The organism is Pseudomonas sp. B3G-3, from assembly GCF_028640915.1.
Lineage (GTDB): Bacteria > Pseudomonadota > Gammaproteobacteria > Pseudomonadales > Pseudomonadaceae > Aquipseudomonas > Aquipseudomonas chlororaphis_I.
The window spans coordinates 16818-34414 of the sequence record NZ_JAQZAB010000116.1 but is presented as its reverse complement, the minus strand read 5'-3'; the positions used below and the strand labels follow the sequence as shown (position 1 = coordinate 34414).

Annotated in this window: 16 protein-coding genes; all 16 read left to right on the top strand. The window is 55.0% G+C overall.

From position 1 onward, the window contains the following. The first annotated feature begins 85 nt into the window (after positions 1–85). The 16 genes from PVZ80_RS21255 (at position 86) to PVZ80_RS21180 (ending at position 17595) form a co-directional block, all read left to right on the top strand. Positions 86–811: a PFL_4669 family integrating conjugative element protein gene (locus tag PVZ80_RS21255; RefSeq protein ID WP_124374046.1), complete on the top strand. Its 726-nt coding sequence runs from the start codon at positions 86–88 to the stop codon at positions 809–811. 5 nt (positions 812–816) lie between these two features. Continuing rightward, entirely contained in the window at positions 817–1356 is a 540-nt protein-coding gene (locus tag PVZ80_RS21250; RefSeq protein ID WP_273864513.1) for a DUF3158 family protein, read from the top strand. Positions 1357–1372: 16 nt separating this feature from the next. Continuing rightward, entirely contained in the window at positions 1373–1879 is a 507-nt protein-coding gene (locus PVZ80_RS21245) for a single-stranded DNA-binding protein (protein WP_124374048.1), read from the top strand. A 109-nt stretch (positions 1880–1988) separates the two neighbouring features. Continuing rightward, positions 1989–2471 (top strand): hypothetical protein, encoded by a 483-nt coding sequence (locus tag PVZ80_RS21240; RefSeq protein WP_124374049.1) that lies wholly within the window; start codon positions 1989–1991, stop codon positions 2469–2471. Between the two features lie 119 nt (positions 2472–2590). Next, the gene (locus PVZ80_RS21235) at positions 2591–2788 is read left to right on the top strand and encodes a CrpP family ICE-associated protein (RefSeq protein WP_420030063.1); all 198 of its coding nucleotides are present in this window, start codon (positions 2591–2593) and stop codon (positions 2786–2788) included. 99 nt (positions 2789–2887) lie between these two features. Next, positions 2888–4804 carry a DNA topoisomerase gene (locus PVZ80_RS21230; RefSeq protein WP_273864512.1) on the top strand — a complete coding sequence of 639 codons (1917 nt, stop codon included), beginning with the start codon at positions 2888–2890 and terminating at the stop codon, positions 4802–4804. A gap of 232 nt (positions 4805–5036) precedes the next feature. Then, complete coding sequence (locus tag PVZ80_RS21225; RefSeq protein ID WP_273864541.1) at positions 5037–6989, top strand: DEAD/DEAH box helicase; 1953 nt, start codon at positions 5037–5039, stop codon at positions 6987–6989. 119 nt (positions 6990–7108) lie between these two features. Continuing rightward, positions 7109–8353: a Shedu immune nuclease family protein gene (locus PVZ80_RS21220; protein WP_273864511.1), complete on the top strand. Its 1245-nt coding sequence runs from the start codon at positions 7109–7111 to the stop codon at positions 8351–8353. 13 nt (positions 8354–8366) lie between these two features. After that, positions 8367–9113, top strand: a complete 747-nt coding sequence (locus tag PVZ80_RS21215; RefSeq protein WP_273864510.1) for an HNH endonuclease — start codon at positions 8367–8369, stop codon at positions 9111–9113. A 161-nt stretch (positions 9114–9274) separates the two neighbouring features. Then, positions 9275–10417 carry a PFGI-1 class ICE element type IV pilus protein PilL2 gene (gene pilL2 / locus PVZ80_RS21210; protein ID WP_273864509.1) on the top strand — a complete coding sequence of 381 codons (1143 nt, stop codon included), beginning with the start codon at positions 9275–9277 and terminating at the stop codon, positions 10415–10417. Then, entirely contained in the window at positions 10414–12231 is a 1818-nt protein-coding gene (gene pilN / locus PVZ80_RS21205) for a PilN family type IVB pilus formation outer membrane protein (protein WP_273864508.1), read from the top strand. The genes pilL2 and pilN overlap by 4 nt, the downstream gene beginning before the upstream one ends. Before the next feature lie 10 nt (positions 12232–12241). Then, positions 12242–13570 (top strand): type 4b pilus protein PilO2, encoded by a 1329-nt coding sequence (pilO2, locus tag PVZ80_RS21200; protein WP_273864507.1) that lies wholly within the window; start codon positions 12242–12244, stop codon positions 13568–13570. Beyond that, the gene (gene pilP / locus PVZ80_RS21195; protein ID WP_124374054.1) at positions 13560–14123 is read left to right on the top strand and encodes a type IV pilus biogenesis protein PilP; all 564 of its coding nucleotides are present in this window, start codon (positions 13560–13562) and stop codon (positions 14121–14123) included. The genes pilO2 and pilP overlap by 11 nt, the downstream gene beginning before the upstream one ends. Before the next feature lie 11 nt (positions 14124–14134). Beyond that, positions 14135–15691, top strand: coding sequence for a GspE/PulE family protein (locus PVZ80_RS21190; RefSeq protein WP_273864506.1), 1557 nt, complete (start codon positions 14135–14137; stop codon positions 15689–15691). Continuing rightward, positions 15684–16850, top strand: a complete 1167-nt coding sequence (locus PVZ80_RS21185) for a type II secretion system F family protein (protein WP_273864505.1) — start codon at positions 15684–15686, stop codon at positions 16848–16850. The genes PVZ80_RS21190 and PVZ80_RS21185 overlap by 8 nt, the downstream gene beginning before the upstream one ends. Positions 16851–17079: 229 nt before the next feature. Then, entirely contained in the window at positions 17080–17595 is a 516-nt protein-coding gene (locus PVZ80_RS21180; RefSeq protein ID WP_124374057.1) for a type 4 pilus major pilin, read from the top strand. Positions 17596–17597: the final 2 nt, after the last annotated feature.

Here is a 17597-nt window from a genome sequence, read left to right as displayed (position 1 = left end):
TCGGACTATGCATTTATTGATGTAGTAGCAGCACCCGGATTGCAGCATGAGCACGTCTCTCCTCTTCCCAAGGAAAAACTGCACCATGGCTGACAACTACCGGCTCAACATCGGTTCCCTGCGTAGTGATGTGAACCTGACCCTCCATACTCACCACGCGGCCCGGATCTGGATGGGCCGTCCTAAGACTGACGCCAAGGCTGGCATCATCGGCCTGTCGGGGTTCTGCTCCATCGTCAATCGTATGTCCCGTGGCGCCCAGCAGGATGACCCCTACTCCGACTGGTGGATGATCAATCTGGAAGACAAGATCAATGAGTCCAAGGATGCACTCAAGACTATTGAGGACCGCCTGGATACAGCGATGGCCGAGCTGCCTCCAGCAATCACTATTAGCAATAACCTCTCTATCCAGCCGGTCAGCCTTCCCCTTTTCATCTCCAACCCACTAGGGTTCCAGGCCGTCTACCTGCTGACCAACTATGACGAGATCGTCCGACGCATCCTACTGGCCCAGCATGTTGGTCTGATCGGGCGCCGTGACATGGAAATGTGGATTGATGAAGGCGCCGCGGTACTGCGTAAGCTGTTTGGCCTGGCCCAGCTCTACAAGTATTCAGGAGCTGCGCGCGATGACTTCGCAGCCAACAACGCCAAGGCTGAAGCAGCCCGCAAAATGTACGAGCGCTATGGGGAAATTCCCCAGGACATCCTGGAAGGCACCCGTCGCTCCAACTTCGCGCCACCGATCACTCGTGGCCAGCCACAGGCTGAACAGCCAGATCACTTCGATGAAGGTGTCGAGGACTGATGGCCATGGGGCAGACCACTGGCAATCAGGGAGCGCTGCAACAGACTGCCTTCCGATCACTGCAACAGGATGCCTTCCAGGGGTTGCAACACGGTGCATCACTAAAAGGCCTTTTAAAGCCTTTTAAAGGTAAGGGGGAGCTGGACCAGTTAGCGGATCAATGCAGAGCCATTGAGGCGGGTCTGAAAGCGCTTGCCCAGGAAGTACTGGATCAGACCAAGCGGCATCCCTTCCCACTACTGCCCGTTCGTATGACTGAACAAAACACCCAGGCCGGCACGATGTTCTTGCGCTGGCAGAAGGTAATGGATCGGCGAATGGGCGTCGGTGTCTGGGCCGGTATGGTCCGCTCCCCCAAAACACCTGAAACCCTGCTGCAGGACCTGCTCGCTCTGGAACAGCAACGCATCACCCTCAACATGCAGATGAGCCTGATTCACTCGATCGCCAAGCAGGCCTCCGAGTGTGCAGAAAAGATGGGCCAGGCAGAGGCCACTTACTTAGCGCGCCTGCAGCAGCACACCAACCAATCGCAGCACCAATAACCTCGGAGAGTAAATCATGGGCACACCCATTTCTGGCTGGGAAGGCAACATCGGCTCCGCCCCGGAGTTCAAGGAATTCCCGAACGGTAACAAGGAGCCGCGGCGACTGTTGCGGATCAACGTTTACTTCGACAACTCGATTCCGAAAGAAGGTGGGGGTTATGAAGATCGTGGGGGGTTCTGGGCGAACGTGGAGTGGTGGCACAAAGACGCCTCGCACTATGCGAATCTGTTCCAGAAAGGCATGCGCGTTCAGGTCACCGGCCGCGCCGTAATGGACAGTTGGAAAACCGACGAAGGCGAGTTCGAAGCTCTCAAAGTACAGGCGACCCGGGTAGCCATCCTGCCGCACCGCATCAGCATGGTGAACTTGGCTCCCTCACAGGGCCAGTCGTCTCAGCAGAACAGCCGGCCGCAGTCGCCATCGCCATCGCCCTCGCAAGGCAACCCGCAACGGAACCAACCAGATTCACAAGGCAGTCATGATTCCGATTTCTACCCGGATACTGACCCTCACTTCTAACTGGATTGGGGGGCTTTAATTTTCCGCCCCCAATCGTGAGGTTTCTGGGGAAGGGAGATGATCCAGCGTCATCCCCTCCCCTTTTTTCCACTTGCGGAGGGTGTTAAAAATGTTGCTGGACGATGATGAAGTGAGGAACTCTAAAGGCTGGTTTCTGGTAGCGGCGGATCATCCTGACCTGGGACGCTTGTACTGGCGATACGTTGATGAGAGTAGCGTCAATGCACCGGACTACTATGGGATCACCGATAATGCCAGACTTGCATCTTGGATCTTGCCTGGATGGAAGACGTCCGACGTTTACGCTGAAGACTACAGCGATCTGAGTTCTTCGACCGCTCGCCACTTTGTGCGTGAGCTTTTTAACTCCGAGCGCTTCGGCAGCGACTATCTTGAATCCTTCGACTGGGACACTGAACGGCTTCACATTGAGCTGTCCGGCGAGCTTGCTGTGCTTCAAGGGAGAAGTGGTCAATCTGGGGAGGATTTTGTTGCGTGGATTAAGTCAGCCACATGGTTCGAAACTCCGGTATCAGCAGAATCTACTATTATGCGACTGAAAAATCGCGCCATTCGTCGCACTATTGGTTAATTCAATCAACTTGATCGAGAAACCATCGACTTAAATATCAAACTTATGCTTTTTTGCAGAAAAATCGCCCAAACGTGGATCTACAGTTGGACTGACTTGCTCTTCGGGAGACTCAGCCAGTGGAAAATGCTACTGAAGCCAAAAAGCCGTTGGATAGGCGTCATCAGAACAACCCTCATCCGGCTGTAGAAGCTGCTGGTGCGGCAGCCGCCCAGAAAGGGCTACGGGTGTGTAGCTGCCCGTACCGTCATCCTGCGATGAAAGCGTCATGGCTGAAAGGGTTTGCCCAGGAACAGCAGCTGTCGCTCGATCTCTAGCACCTCGAATACCCCCTCCTTCCGACAGACCATTTCCTATTGAAGCCTCGCCCCCGCGACCGCGACAGTCCAGTCCTGGCTAATCGATAGGGGTTCCGCATGAAACTGATGATCATCGAGTCACCGGGCAAATTGAAGAAGCTGCGGCCGATGATGAAGAAACTGCGTCCGCATGAGGACTGGCAGGTGCTTGCAAGCGGCGGGCACATCCGCGACCTTCCCGAGAGTGGTATGAACGACAGCGAGATTACCACTGGCGTTCGCAAGGACTACAAACTCATCTACAAGGTCCTCGGTAGAAGACTGGGGAACTTGCGTGCAATAAAGGACGCAGTGGAGAAGGCAGATGAAGTCTACCTGGCTACTGACCCTGATCGAGAAGGCGAGAGCATCAGCTGGCATATCAGGGAGGCAGCCGGCATCAAGGTGTACCAACGCATCGCGTTCAATGAAATCACCCAAACACGTGTAAAGGAAGCACTGGAGAACCCTCGACAAATCGACATGAACAGGGTTGCTGCACAGGAATGCCGTCGAGCGATGGATCGTCTGGTCGGTTACATGGTGACGAAGGAACTTCGCAGGCTGATGGGTAAACCCACTACCGCAGGCCGAGTACAATCACCAGCGGTCTACCTGGTGGTATTGCTCGAACGCCAGATTCGTAACTTCGTGGTCGTTGTTCACTTCGGTGCAAGACTGCATTTCCTCACACAAGATGGCCAATCGAGCTGGTGTGCTGATTGGCAGCCAGTTCCTGACTTTGCCACCAAGGACCACCCCTACATCGAGGACATCAAACTCGCAGAGCTGGTCGCCTCGACACGCAATGTCGTAGTCGAGTCCTGCGAGGATCGTAAGGTTGAAAAAAACCCACCCGCCCCTTTCATCTCTTCGACATTGCAACAGGCCGCAAGCAACGCACTGAAGTGGGATCCTGATAAAACGATGAAGGTCGCTCAACGCCTCTTCGAACAAGGCCTTATCACATACCACCGTACAGACAACCCTAACGTACCAGACGAAGCCATGGAGGATATTCGCGCGGTAGCACGCTCGTTGGGAGTAAAGCCTGTCGCCGAGAGAAGAACTTTCAACTCAGCAGAAGGAGCCCAGGAAGGCCACCCGGCTATTACCCCCACGGACTGGGCTGCACCGATTGTTGGGGAGGATCCAGAGGAGCAAGCGCTGTACAAACTCATTCGGATTCGAGCTCTTGTCAGCCAGATGGAAGCTGCAATCTATGACGTGCGTACTGCAAAACTGTTGGCAGTCGGACCGAATGGAAAGCCTCTGCGGTTCTCTGCAACTGGCAGAACCATCAACTATCAAGGCTGGCTGAAGCTACTCCAGAAGGATGACACTGACGGTGATGAAGCAGAGTCAGCAGAGGCAGACAACCCTGTTCCAGTACTCACACCAAGACAAGTTCTTCCTGTCCAGAACGGGGAGTTTTTGAAGAAGAAAACCCAACCACCTGGACGTTACACCAAAGCCTCACTCATTAAGGAGATGGAACGCCGCGGTATTGGCCGACCCGGCACATTTGCATCGATCCTAACGAATATCACCAGCAAGGGTCTGATCGTCGAGAAAAGTCGAAAGCTGATGCCTGCGCCTCTAGGAGAAGAGACAATTGCACGCCTGGAAGGTGTCTTCTCATTCCTGGAACTCACCTTCACTCGTGAGCTTGAACGAGATCTGGACAGAATCGCCCAAGGGCAGGACACCTATCGCTCAGTGATCGCCAAGCTTCACCAACGCCTAGAGGATGAGCTTTCCAGTCAAAGGGGTCAGCCCAGCGCACCAATGCAGATGACCAAGCCAACTGCGGCCACCATTCAAAGTAGCGAGTTCAAGTGCGGCAAATGCGGACAGGGCCTCGTCAGGCGCACGAAAACAGGTAAAGGCGGCTGGGACTTCTGGGGATGCTCAGGCTATAAGGACGGTTGCTCAGTCAGCTACCCAGCATTAAAAAACGGCACACCAGACTTCACCAAACCTCGGGGTCTGTGATCCACCCATAAGTGTTGTGGGCCACAACACCTGCATCAGCATGTATGAGAAGTCAGCCCCATAAATCCTGGAAAAAGACTGATCCCCCCAGTGCTTATTTGCCGTGGCAAACAGCATCTGGGTGGATCAACAGTGTCACGCGCAGATAGAGGAGATACCGCGTGACAGCAGTGGAGAACATCCCGCCCGTAACCTTCAGAATCCAGCATTCGACTTTTCGGCTCTCCTGCGCATGAGCAGACCTCGACTTACAAACCGTGCGCCGGCCCTACTTGGGAAGGCAGTATTCGATGGTTACGACTTTGGCCTGCAGCTGCAGTTCGTCGAGGGAGCTAACCGCCTTCTGCTCGAGCATGATGGCTTCTTTATCCGTCGAACAGAGCACCCACTACATCGCTATTGGCGCGTGCCCAAGAAACAACTCCTCGAGGGACTGGACCTGACCTTCCATCGTTTGATGGAGTTAGGCGAGGGACGATTTACCGAGACCTGGCAAAGCTTCTGCCAGAAGCTAGAGTCCGCTCAAAGCGCTCCAGATCGACAAGCCTTCACCTGGGGAATGATCTTCAGGCTCGCACCACTGGCCCAGGGCGGTGTTCTGCTGTCAGGGGATTACCACCCTGGGGTGGTGGCAGTCTCTAGACGTATGCATGGCATCTTCCTCGGACATTCGCGCTCCTGGAGAATTGACGCCACTCCCGAGCTGGTGCGCAGCAACCTCATTCTTGAAATGGGTTTGTCTGAGGATCAATTCGAGATCCTCGATACTGTTCAGGAGCTACTAAGCGACGGATCGGTGGTACCGGCAGAAACGATCACACGCATCAGCCTCGGTGGCCCTGCCCAGGAAAGAGTCGCCAGCGTATCGGACGAAATATCGTCTGATGTTTACCTGGCGGCGGTCCCATCGATCGAGCGCACCGAATTCACCGTCGAGCAGGTGACTCAAGCGCTGCAAGGCTATTCGTTAATGGATCACCAGCCCGCTGGTATCTTGCATTTGCTACAACGAACCAGCGCTTTGCTGGCCGACGATATGGGGCTGGGAAAGACTCGACAAGCCATCATCGCCGCGGCAATTCGGGCAGCAGGACGCCCCGTTCTTGTTATCACGCTCTCATCGCTGCTGATCAATTGGCAGCGTGAAATCCAAATGGTCTACCCCGAGGCCTCTATCGCATTGCAGGTGTTCAATTCAGCAGCCGAGTGGACGGTCATTAACTACGAACGTCTCGGGGATTATGTGCTGCAGGCCGGCCACTTCGTCGTCATGGTCATCGATGAAGCTCACAGACTGAAGGAGCCTACTGCAGCGTGGACTCGACATGGTTTCGATATCGCCGCGAAAGTCCCCAACCGCTATCTCTTAACAGGCACACCAATTCTCAACCGCGAGTCAGAGCTCCATACTCTGCTACGGCTATCCGGCCATCCTGTGGGGCAGCTTTCTCTCAAGGAGTTCTGCGAACAGTTCGCCGGAAATCCGGAGTTTCGCAAGAACCTTCGGGATGCGATCGGCGACTGGATGCTTCGCCGAAGTAAGGACGTCTTGCCCAACCTGAGGGGTAAACAACGCCAGACGCTACCAGTCGTACTCACTGAGGATGAACAGCAGGAGTATGACCGCATTCGTTTGGAGGACAGGCCAAGCCTTGCCAGGCTGGGGTCCCTGCGCTTGTTCCTGGAGCAGGTCAAAGTCCGTATTGTGATGGAGCTTCTATCCGAGCTGGACGTCGAGGATAAGGTATTACTGTTCACGGAGTTCAAGGAGACTGTCACAACGCTTCGCACACTCTGTGATGCCGCCGGCTATGGCTGCGTGACGATGGTCGGTAGTGACTCAATTGGGAAGCGACAGAAGGCGATCGACCAATTCCAAACTGATCCGGAAACCAGGATCTTCGCCGGCACGACGTCAGCTGCAGGAACAGGCTACAACCTCACTGCCGCAAACTACGTCATGTTTCTGGGGCTTCCATGGACACCTGGCCTACAGGACCAGGCAGAAGATCGCGCTTACCGAAACGGCCAGTTACGCGCAGTGTTTGTAATCGCCCCACTGGTTGAGAACACCATCGACCAGATGCTCTGGCAGATGCTGCTCGATAAGCGGCAAATCGCACAGGACTTGATTGAGCCAGAGGTGGCTGCTGGAAACCGTGCTGAGCTGGCCATGAATCTGTAAAACACAAGACTTCCTTTTTTGCTGGCTAGTTATATCTCGCTCCCCCTTTGGACTAACCTCATACACCAAAGCCAGTGGGTCGGTTTGGTTGGTTGGTATTCAAGGAGGCTTCACCACACATGACAACATCTGCTGTCGAGTTCAAATCCGTTGGTGATCAGTTGCACCTGATCTATCGTCCGCGCGATGACACTGCTTGGGTCCATCACAAGTTTCAGCGAGGCGAGGAGCTGATCATAAAAGGCACTTTCCATCTAACGGGTGACAACCTCGTGGCAGATGATGTAGGCCCGGTCGGCGACGAGAAGACTAGTGAAATAGATCCAGAGGGATTAGAAGATCTTAACGAGCTGCCGATGGTCTTCATGGTTGCCACCACCGATGGCGAATACTTCCGTTTCGACCCCAACGTGTTGCCTATCGGCGTACCGGTCTTAATCACGAAGCTGGCCAAGCCGACGTGGAGGTGGTTCTGCGCCGAACGCAAGGTATCCATCCTGGCCATCGTCGCCGACTTGAAACCCAACCGTATCGTAATTGGTGGTGCAGAATCAGACGCAATCCCATTAGCCGACTACGAGCGGCTAGTCGAGCAATTCCCGACCCCTCACGAGCTTAAACGCTACGTTCAAGCACGGGTGGCTGGGATCGTGCGCCAGCACACGGATGCCACCGTTGATGCTGAAGCCATGCTTCACGCCTACGTCAACAAACGCGTCAAGATGAAAGGAAAGGATCTCATTGAGCCCTTCCGCCAAGCGGACATTGCCAAATACCAGTTTTTGCTTCAACGGTTAGAGCACATGCTTGATGCTGAGGACGGATACTCAGAGGCAGTTTGGCAGCGGGAGATTCTGCAGATTGTCCGCTTGCTAAATCCGAAGTACATCGCAGCCTTCACGGACGTCCCAGTATTGGATGCGGACAATAACACTCGGCGCCGCCTGGACATTCTCTTGGTAGACGCCTCAGGCAACGTCGACGTCATCGAGATCAAGCAGCCGTTTGATAAGTGCATCGTCACCTCTAGCGTCTACCGCGATAACCACGTCCCTTTGCGCGATCTTTCTGGAACCGTAATGCAGATTGAGAAGTACCTCCGACACCTCAATCGGTGGGGGCCATCGGGCGAGCTCGCGTTGCGCAAGCATTTCGGCGATAAATTACCGTCTGGATTTCAGATTAAGATCACAAATCCCTGTGGCATCGTCATCATGGGGCGCGACAAAGGGTTGTCGCCAGCTCAGATACGCGATTTCGAGGTGACTCGGCGGCACTACAAACACATCGCCGACATTGTGACCTATGACGATCTGCTACGCCGATTAAAGTCCATACTGAACCAACTCAGGACAGATACTTAAACGGAAGGACAGCATGCCTCGCAGAGTCATAACTCGAGAACTGGTAACAACAGCTTTAGAGATTGCCCAGCGGATCGAGAGAGGGGAAATAACTCGTTCTGTGGGCTTTGAACAACTGACCAGCTCTCATGGATTCGCCCACTACACAGCTAATGCCTATCTCAATTGCTATGCACATCTGAGATCAGGCACAGCCATCAAGGCCACTGTAAATGCTGATGGCATGCGTTTGATGCTCACGCGGATCTCGGAACAGTTTCAACCAGCGGACCTCTTCACCGCCCTACGCGCCCTGGACTTACATATCCGTTATCTTGAGGCGCTCAGCAATCGAGTGGAGAGAAGCCTTCGCCTGGTGTATGCAGAGTTTTCGATGCGACTCGCTAGCACGCTAGAGGTAGATCACCCGAGTGATGATTTCGAAAAACAGGTGCAACAGGCCATCGACGCCGGGCCCCGAGAGCGAAAAAAACAACTTGCGATGATGCCCAAGAAGCCCACTGTCACTGTGCGCATGGTTAAACAGTTCAACCGAAATCCCTGGGTTGTGGCTGAGGTTCTCGAGCGAGCCCAGGGTATATGCGAGAGCTGTAAGGAGCCTGCGCCATTTATGCGTCGCACTGATGGATCGCCCTATCTGGAAGTTCACCACTTAGTCCAGCTCGCACACGATGGGGATGACGTAGTGGAAAATTCCGTTGCACTGTGCCCCAACTGCCATCGACAGAAGCACCACGGAGCAGTCGAAGAACTAGCATGATCAAGGGTGCGAAAAGCAAGAACTCAACCCTCTACTGTCCTGAAAGCCCCACTTGCGCTGATCCGATGAAATAAATCCCCCTCTGGGAAATGTATTTCCTGCTGCACCATGGCAACTGGCCTGCCAACGTGGCCCCATCATTAAAGGGGGCCTCTTGGCACATGATCAGGCACTTCACCACATTCTCCCTGCTCGCGTTCCTCGCAAGCTGCACAACCCAAACGACGAGTGCTCCTAAACCGGCGTTCGATAGCAGTCGCAACCCCGACATGCTTTCACCAGATTTGTACCCAGGTGGTGCAGTTCCGGAGAAGGAGCCAGTCGTTCGCTATGGGCGCTACACCCTGGTGAGCACTCTGCCAGACTCCGGTCAGCGCGACCTGATGGCTCAGATAATCGACGTCAACATTCCTGCCACCATGAAGCCGAATGTTCGTGACGCGATGCAGTACGTCATGGACCGCTCTGGCTACTCGCTGTGCTCTGCAGATACCGGTCATGTGAACATCTTGTACACCAGGCCCTTGCCGGCGGCGCAGTACAAGCTCGGCCCGATGACATTGCGTAACACCCTTCAGGTTCTGGCAGGCCCCGCCTGGCAAGTGAAAGTCGATGAGGTAAACCGTCAGATCTGCTACGTCCTTCGACCTGGATATCAGTTGCCTGATTCGCCACGACCAGCGCTAACGAATTCTGGCCCACTGCTAGCATCCTCCATCAAAAGGAAACCATCCTCTGTCGATAGCACCTCGAGCAACGTCTTAGTCGCCTCTGTGCCGACACCCACCCCCATTTCAATCTCCGCTGCAGCACCTTCACCTGATGCAGCTAAAACAGTGCTTCCCCCAGTGGCACCACCTGCCAAGGATGGCTCTATTCCAGTTCCGGAAGCCTCAAGCTTGGCTTCTCCCCCCCCAGGTACAGCCAAACCAGTTATCGGCCCCTCATCGAGTGTTTCCAAGCCAGTTGCTTCTGTTCCGGCCGCACCGGCTCCGCTTGTAGCGGCGAAACCGGTGGCAGCACCACCGCCGCGGCCGCTGCCCCAGGTATGGACTGCCGAAACTGGATCAACGTTGCAGGAGACCGTCGAAGCCTGGGCCAAGAAGGCCAACTGGCAACTGATCTGGAGCCAGCGTGATCTGGACTACCCAATTCAGGCTCCACTTCGCTTTGAGGGTTCCTTCCAGGATGCCATTCGGGAGTTGTTCCCCCTATACGACAATGCTCCTCGCTCCTTCGTCGTCGATGGAAGTGAAAGCGGGGCACAGCGTGTATTGCACGTTGCTGAGAGGAAGAAGAAATGATCGTATCTCCCTGGATCCGCTACGCCCTATCGCCTCTTGCATTAGTGGTGCTGACCAGTTGCTCCGTGCAGCGTGTAAACGAGGCCTTCGATCGGTCTGAGTTCCAAGGGCAAACTGCTGGGCAGTACACAAAGTACCTGCAAAATCAGCAGCATCAGCAAGCTCGCGATACCGTGCTATTCAGCAGCAAGCCATGGGTATCCACTGAGCCGCTCGTGACCAAGCGAGAACTGCCTTTTTCCCTGGATCAAGACATTGCATATAGGCCTGCTGGTTCTGTATCCATTACGGAAGTGGCCCAGGTCATTACCAAGAAAACGGGCCTGCCGGTGATTGTGTCTCCTGATGCAATCAACCCCGGTATCCTCTCTTCGAGCAAGATCTCCAGCAATACCGCTCAACCAATGCCCGCTGCTCCCAACCCAGACAGCCTGGCTGGCCTCATGCCGAGCGGGGTACTCGGCGCAATCCCGAGCGAAGCAGGAGCTTACGATTTCGGCTTGGGCACCAGTGGCCTGATCAGTGGCATCAAGTTCTCGGGCAAGGTTTCGGGCTTGCTCAACCAGGTAACCTCGCGACTCGGACTTTCCTGGCACTTCGACCAGGAACTGCAGGGCGTTCGCATTACCTATTTCGACACTCGGACGTTTGACGTGTGGTCATTCGGCGATGAGCTGGATATCGAAAGTACCGTCAAGTCGGGTCTTCTCACTTCGACAGGTAGCGGTAACTCAGGGACATCGACCACTTCAGGTGCTACCGGCGAGTCGGGCAGCAATCAAAGCACGAAGTCCATATACAAAAGCTCACTCATGAGCGACATCGAGAACAACGTCAAGGCCATGCTCAGCATGCAGCCCCCAGGTCGTCTGTTCCTCTCGCGCACCACTGGCACTCTCACTGTCAGCGACCGCCCTGAAGTGCTTAACCGGATCGGCACCTTTCTGAAAGATACCAATCGCAGTATCACGCGCCAGGTGCTGTTCAACGTCAAGGTCTACGAGGTCAACTTCACCGACACAGATCAGACGACGGTCAACTGGACCGCTGTCTACAAGTCGATCTCAGGTAACTGGGGTTTCGGCCTGAGTAACACCGTCGCTGGCATCAGCACCGACGCGATCTCAGCAACTGGCAGCATTCTCGATACCTCCAGCTCTCCCTGGGCGGGCTCGAAAGCTGTACTTCAAGCTCTCTCCGAACAGGGGCGTGTCTCGGAAGTACGCTCACCTTCGGTCACCACTCTGAACCTTCAGCCGGCACCTATCCAGATCGGGAGAGTACAGAGTTATATCGCCTCCAGCTCTACAACCACTACAGCATCTGTAGGTTCGAGCACGTCGCTGACGCCCGCAACCATTACCAGTGGCTTCAACATGATGCTGCTGCCGAAGCTCCTGGATAAAGAAAACATGCTGTTAATGATCACCCTCAGCATCAGCAGCAACCCTAACTTCAAGGACTTCGAAAGTAACGATGCAAAGGTGCAGGTCACCGACTACGACACAAAGAACGCCGCTCCCAAAGTGCGCCTGCGCAGCGGAGAAACCCTGATCATTACCGGTTTCGATGAGAACAGCGACAACGCCAACAAGAGCGGTGTAGGAAGTGCCAACTTCTTCGGCCTTGGAGGTGGACGCACTCGATCGACCGTTCACAGCGCACTAGTGGTGCTGGTGACGCCAATAGTGCTCCCAGACACTTTAAGCAGCATGCAGCCAATCCCGCAAAACCTCTTTGGCGCGACGAGCATCGCCGCCAACCAGATTTACAACACCTGCAGGCCGCCACTGCGCGCCTGCGGGTCTTTCTGAGGGATAGGCAATGAGCATCGAAGCTCAGTCCCCACGCGCGTCTCGTGTGCAAATACTGCATCACCGAGGCCGAGCATTCGTTACCGGCTTACGCTGGCACCCACTGGGCAGCGTAACAGGCCACATGAAGGAAGCTCGCCAATTCGGGAAGGCCAATAAACTCGATATCGTCACGATTCGGCGCACCCCACGCAGAATCCAGGCGGGCTTTGTTGCTCGGACTGATGGTGTGACTAAGGGGATGTACTCTCTGGCCTCAACGTTAGCAGGTCAGCTAGGTGAATCCTGGATTGCAGCATGGCGTGTCTCCCAAGACGAGGATCGATACGCAGTAGTTGCAGTCCATGAGGGTGGCATCATTCCCGGCTGTGACGTGATCGGAACAGAAGCAGACATCCGGCGTCGTGTTGCACAACAGCGCAGCCGTGGTATCGAGTTCGAGGAGTGGTATCTGCCTCCCGAGTTCGAAATGGGTGGCAAACCTCTCGACGTTTACGAGCTGCTCCAGCCTTCGAGACTCAAACGTGAGTATCGACTTCGCCACCTCGTTTTCGGCTTATCTCGAGCTGAGCTGGCACAGTTAGCGGTTGCCGGGATCATCGTTACTGGCTCCTTCATAGGCTGGTCACAGTGGAACGCCCATCAGAAACAGGTGGAGCTCGAGAGGCGCTTGGCAGCAGAGCAGAAGCGGCTTGAAGACCTTGCAAAGATGCAGTCAGAAAGTGGTAGAGCTCAGCCGCTTCAAGCCCTGGAGCATCCCTGGGCCAAGAGGCCATCCGTTGAAACCTTCATTGTTGGCTGCAGCAAGGTCATGTATCAGTGGCCGCTGGACATCCGCGGCTGGGCCTTCATTGACTCCCAGTGCGACGGTTCCCAGGTTCTCGCGTCCTACAAACGCATAGGTAACAGCACCGCAGCTGAACTCATGGCTGCTACGGACGGTATCTGCACTGATCGCCCAGCCTTTTATGAACAAGGTAACTCGGCCACGTTGCGCTGTGAAATTTCACTCCCGGTCGCCGGCGATGAAGCATTACCAGCCGCAACCGAGGCTCAGACGAGCATCTTCTCGTGGCTGCACAACTTTTCCCAGACACCGACACTCGTTGAAGTGCCTCTTGTTGTGCCACAAGAACCGGCGCTACCAGGTCAACCGGCCCCACCTCCCCCTCCACCGCCGCAGTGGAAGCTGTTTGAACTGACGTACACCACTGACCTGCTTCCGTATGACTCATTCAAGGACGCTCCAGTCCAGGGGCTGAGGCTACGTGAAATCAAAACCGAATTTATGGCCAATCAGCTCAAGTGGAAAGTGACAGGTGATTTGTATGCGAAATAGATTCGTGTGGTTCTTTTGTATCGCGGCGATCGCCTCGAATGCATTTGCGTCCTCATCAGAGCTCGCCGGCATCAGCGTTGGTGAGCTGGGGAAAGTGCAGAGCGAAACGATCCTCTTAAAGGCCAAAGCCGAGCGCGCTAAGGCTGAACAACAAATTACTCAGGGGAACCAGACGATAGCCGTACAGCCCACCAGTAGTGGGTTGGGCGGAACCTTACCTCAAGCCCAACTCATGCAATACATGCCCCCCCAAACCAGTACTTCGAACCAGTTGGTACTACCTGTGATCAAGGAGGTTACCGGCTCTGCTCGAAAACTGCAGGCCACCCTGCTCTACAGCAGCGGTATTGAAATCGACGCTGCCACTGGCAGTGATTTACCAGATGGTTTTCGAGTAGTGCAGATCACTTTGGACGGGGTCACCCTGGAACGCAAAAACAAGCGTTTCCCGCTGGGCTTCTCCAATCAGGCGCCACCAATGGCGAACCACCAGTCACCGGCCATGCCTCAGCCTTCTGCAGGTTTGCCCGGCCTGATCCCCACTCGCCCCTGAGAAAGCCAATTATGACCATACTGACTGCCGCACCAAACGGAGCCGACATCCTCCCAGCCGACTCCGCAACTTCGGCGCTATTTTCCCCGACGCTCAGTGTCTTGACCGCTCCAGGAGGAGAGTTCGAGATCAAGCCCGAACTACGGCTCTTTTGTGCTCTGACCGAAGACAGAACTTTGCATGTTTCTGCACAACATCAGACCGATCCCTACGTCATGGCGTTCATGGATCAACTCGATCACGCAGGGGTCGACTACAAGGTCTCAACGTGCTCGATGACGGATATCAAAGCCCTCTACCAGGCCTCGAAACAGGCAGGGGTTGGCTCAGCTCAAGTCGAAACTGATCGCCAGGCACATGCACTTCACATCCTGGGAGACGCTCATCGCCGAAGCGCGAGCGACGTCCACGTCGTTGTCGGTCACGACATCACCAAGATCTTCTATCGCATACACGGGCTGCTTTGGGAGGCGCGTCAGGAAAAGAGTCAGGTTGGTTTGGAACTCTGCTCAGCGCTGTACAACAGCATGTGCGACGTAACCAAGGACCACTACCAACCGCTCATTTCTCAGGACGCCCGCGTAGGGCGGGAATTCGTACAGCAGCTGGGCCTGTTTGGGGCTCGGGTGGCCACTCGACCTCTCGTAGATGGCCCCCTTATGGTCATGCGTCTTCTCTACGATGATGAGTCGAAGATGACGTTCAGTGACCTGGGCTTATTGCCAGAGCAGATTGAGCAGTTCGCGCGCCTAAGAAGCTTGCCCTATGGAGTGAACTTGATCACTGGCCCGACGGGCTCCGGTAAATCCAAGTCACTGCAGGTCAACTTGAATCTGCTGTACGACGAGACTCAGGGCACGCGGCATATTCTGACCCTCGAGGATCCACCCGAGTACCCACTAAAAGCCAATCAGTCCCCCCTAGGTGCTGGAGAGACTTGGAACGCAGGCATCAAAAGCTCGGTTCGTTTGGACCCGGACATTCTCATGTATGGCGAGCTGCGCGACTTTGAGTCTGCCCAGGCAGCGTACAGCGGCGGTATGACTGGCCACCAAGTCTGGTCCACCCTGCATACCAATAATGCTGTCGCATCTATCCAGCGATTGATCGACATGGGCGTTCCAGAATATCTGGTCATGGACCCGGCACTCACCACTGGAATCATCAATCAGTCACTCCTACCGGTACTGTGCCCATCTTGTTGCATCCCTCTGCATCAAAATCTCGACTCAGTGAGCCAAGGCCTTCGCTCACGGCTCGAACACCTGAAAATTATTGACCAGGTCAACCTTCGCGGCGAGGGGTGCTCTTGCTGCAAGAACCTGGGCGTCATCGATCGGAGTGCAGTAGCCGAAGTGCTGCTCACCAATCTGCAGTTCATGAATGAGTTCACGAAGGGTGGAGCAAGCGCTGCGAGAAGGTATTGGGTCAAAGAGATGGGGGGTATCACAAAGATCGCCCACGCAATCATCAAGATCGAATCCGGACTCATTGATCCGCGACATGCCGAAACGATCGTAGGCCCCCTCGACTTCGACCGCCAGCTGGTTGAGCTTTCCCATGCTTGACGCCTTCCATGACTTCCGTGCGGGGCTGAAAGAAGCAGCCCGCGGCTGGGTAGAGAGCTTCTATGCGAAGCAATTCGGAAAGAAGGAACGCATCCAGTTTTACGAAAGCCTCATGGGGGTGCTAGAGGACGGGATTCCAATCGAGGTGGCCCTCGAAACGGTCGAGAAAGCCTTCAGCAATGACGGCAAGGAATTACACCCAGTCTCCATCATCTGCGCTGAAATCGCCATGACAGTACGTGGGGGCAAGTCCCTGGCGCACTCCTGCAGATCTCGCGTTCCCTATGACGAAGCATCTCTGATCGAGACCGGTGAAGAAACAGGCAACCTGGTCCAGGCTTTCCGCGATTGTGTACGCATCATTGAGATCCGTCAGCGCATTGCGCGACTGGTCCGCTCGGTAGTCGCACTGCCATCGCTCACCTGGAGCCTCATGTGGGCGCTTCTGTACGTCATCGCGTTTTGGATGGTCCCATCAATGTCACGGCGCTCTGATCCAGAGAGCTGGACAGGGATTCCGGCACTGCTTTACCACATCTCAAGCATTGTCAGCAGCTATGGGGTCGCGATTGTGATTGCCTTGCTGACGCTGATCCTCACAGCAGTCTTCACACTACCGATCTTCTGCGGTCTCAAAATCAAACCTGATAGCCCAGCATGGCAGGTCCAAGTCAGCAGGATCCTGCAACTCGCGCGTCTGCGACTGGAATCGTTCCCTCCTTGGTCGCTTTACAAGGTGCTTCACGGCTCGATCTTTCTATTGAACATGTCGGTCATGCTACGCACAGGGATCAATCAGCTGGATGCTCTGTCCATCCTCAACAGAAGTGCCCCCCCGTGGCTGCGTGAACGGCTCGATGCAATCCATTACGGGGTGAGTTCTGGCAAGAACTTTGGCGAGGCGCTCAAACTTGCCGGCCATCAGTTCCCTGATGCGATGGCCATCCACTACTTGGAGGTTCTGGCGACCCGCAAGGGGTTCGCTGAATCAATGGAACGCTTTGCCAATCGCTGGCTAGAGCAGACGCTCCTGCGCGTCGACGCGACCTCCAAATTCCTGATTGCAATGTCCTCTGTCTGCATGGGCGTTCTCATGATCCTCGTGGTCATCGGGATCTTCCAGATGGCCGGCAGCGTTATGGACTCCACCAGTTTTTAAACAGTTTCCAAAGGGCACTAGGCATGGCCGTTCATACAAAACAAAAGCAACGAGGCTCCACCGCGATTGACGTCGTCGTCTGGCTGCTGCTGATCACATTGGCACTTTGGATTCTCGGCAGTTGGTACATATCGACGCGCTGAAAGTTTTGACCGTCATCGGAAGCGCCCAGATCCAGCAGCGTGATGGGCTCCACTAGCTTTAAATCAGTAATCAAAGGGGTATTGGCATGGCAATTCATGCAGCACATAAGCAACGCGGCTTCCTATCGATCGACGGTGTCTTCTGGATGATGCTGATCGCTGTAGCTCTCGGGTTCATCCTCTGGATGAGCTGGAGGATGATCGGCAACTCCGACGTCACTATCGAGCAAAGCAACATCAGCTCGCTGATCGCTAACACCAAAAAGCTCAAGGGATCCACCGGTTATGGAACCTCCGGTCAGAACCTCGTGCCCTCGCTCATCAATATCGAAGGTACTGGCTCCATGGGCATTTCCGGTACCAACCTGGTCAACCAGTGGAACGGCGCGGTGACTGTGGCCAGCAACGGTATGACCTTCACCATCACCGAAGCTAACGTCCCTAAGAGTGGCTGCATCACCCTGGCAACCAAAGTAGCCAAGGACAAGCAAACCACTACCACTATCAACGGCGGCTCTGCGACAACCGGTGAAATCTTGGCCACAGCAGCCTCCACCAGTTGCTCGAGTGACTCGAACACAATCGCCTGGACCACATACTGAAG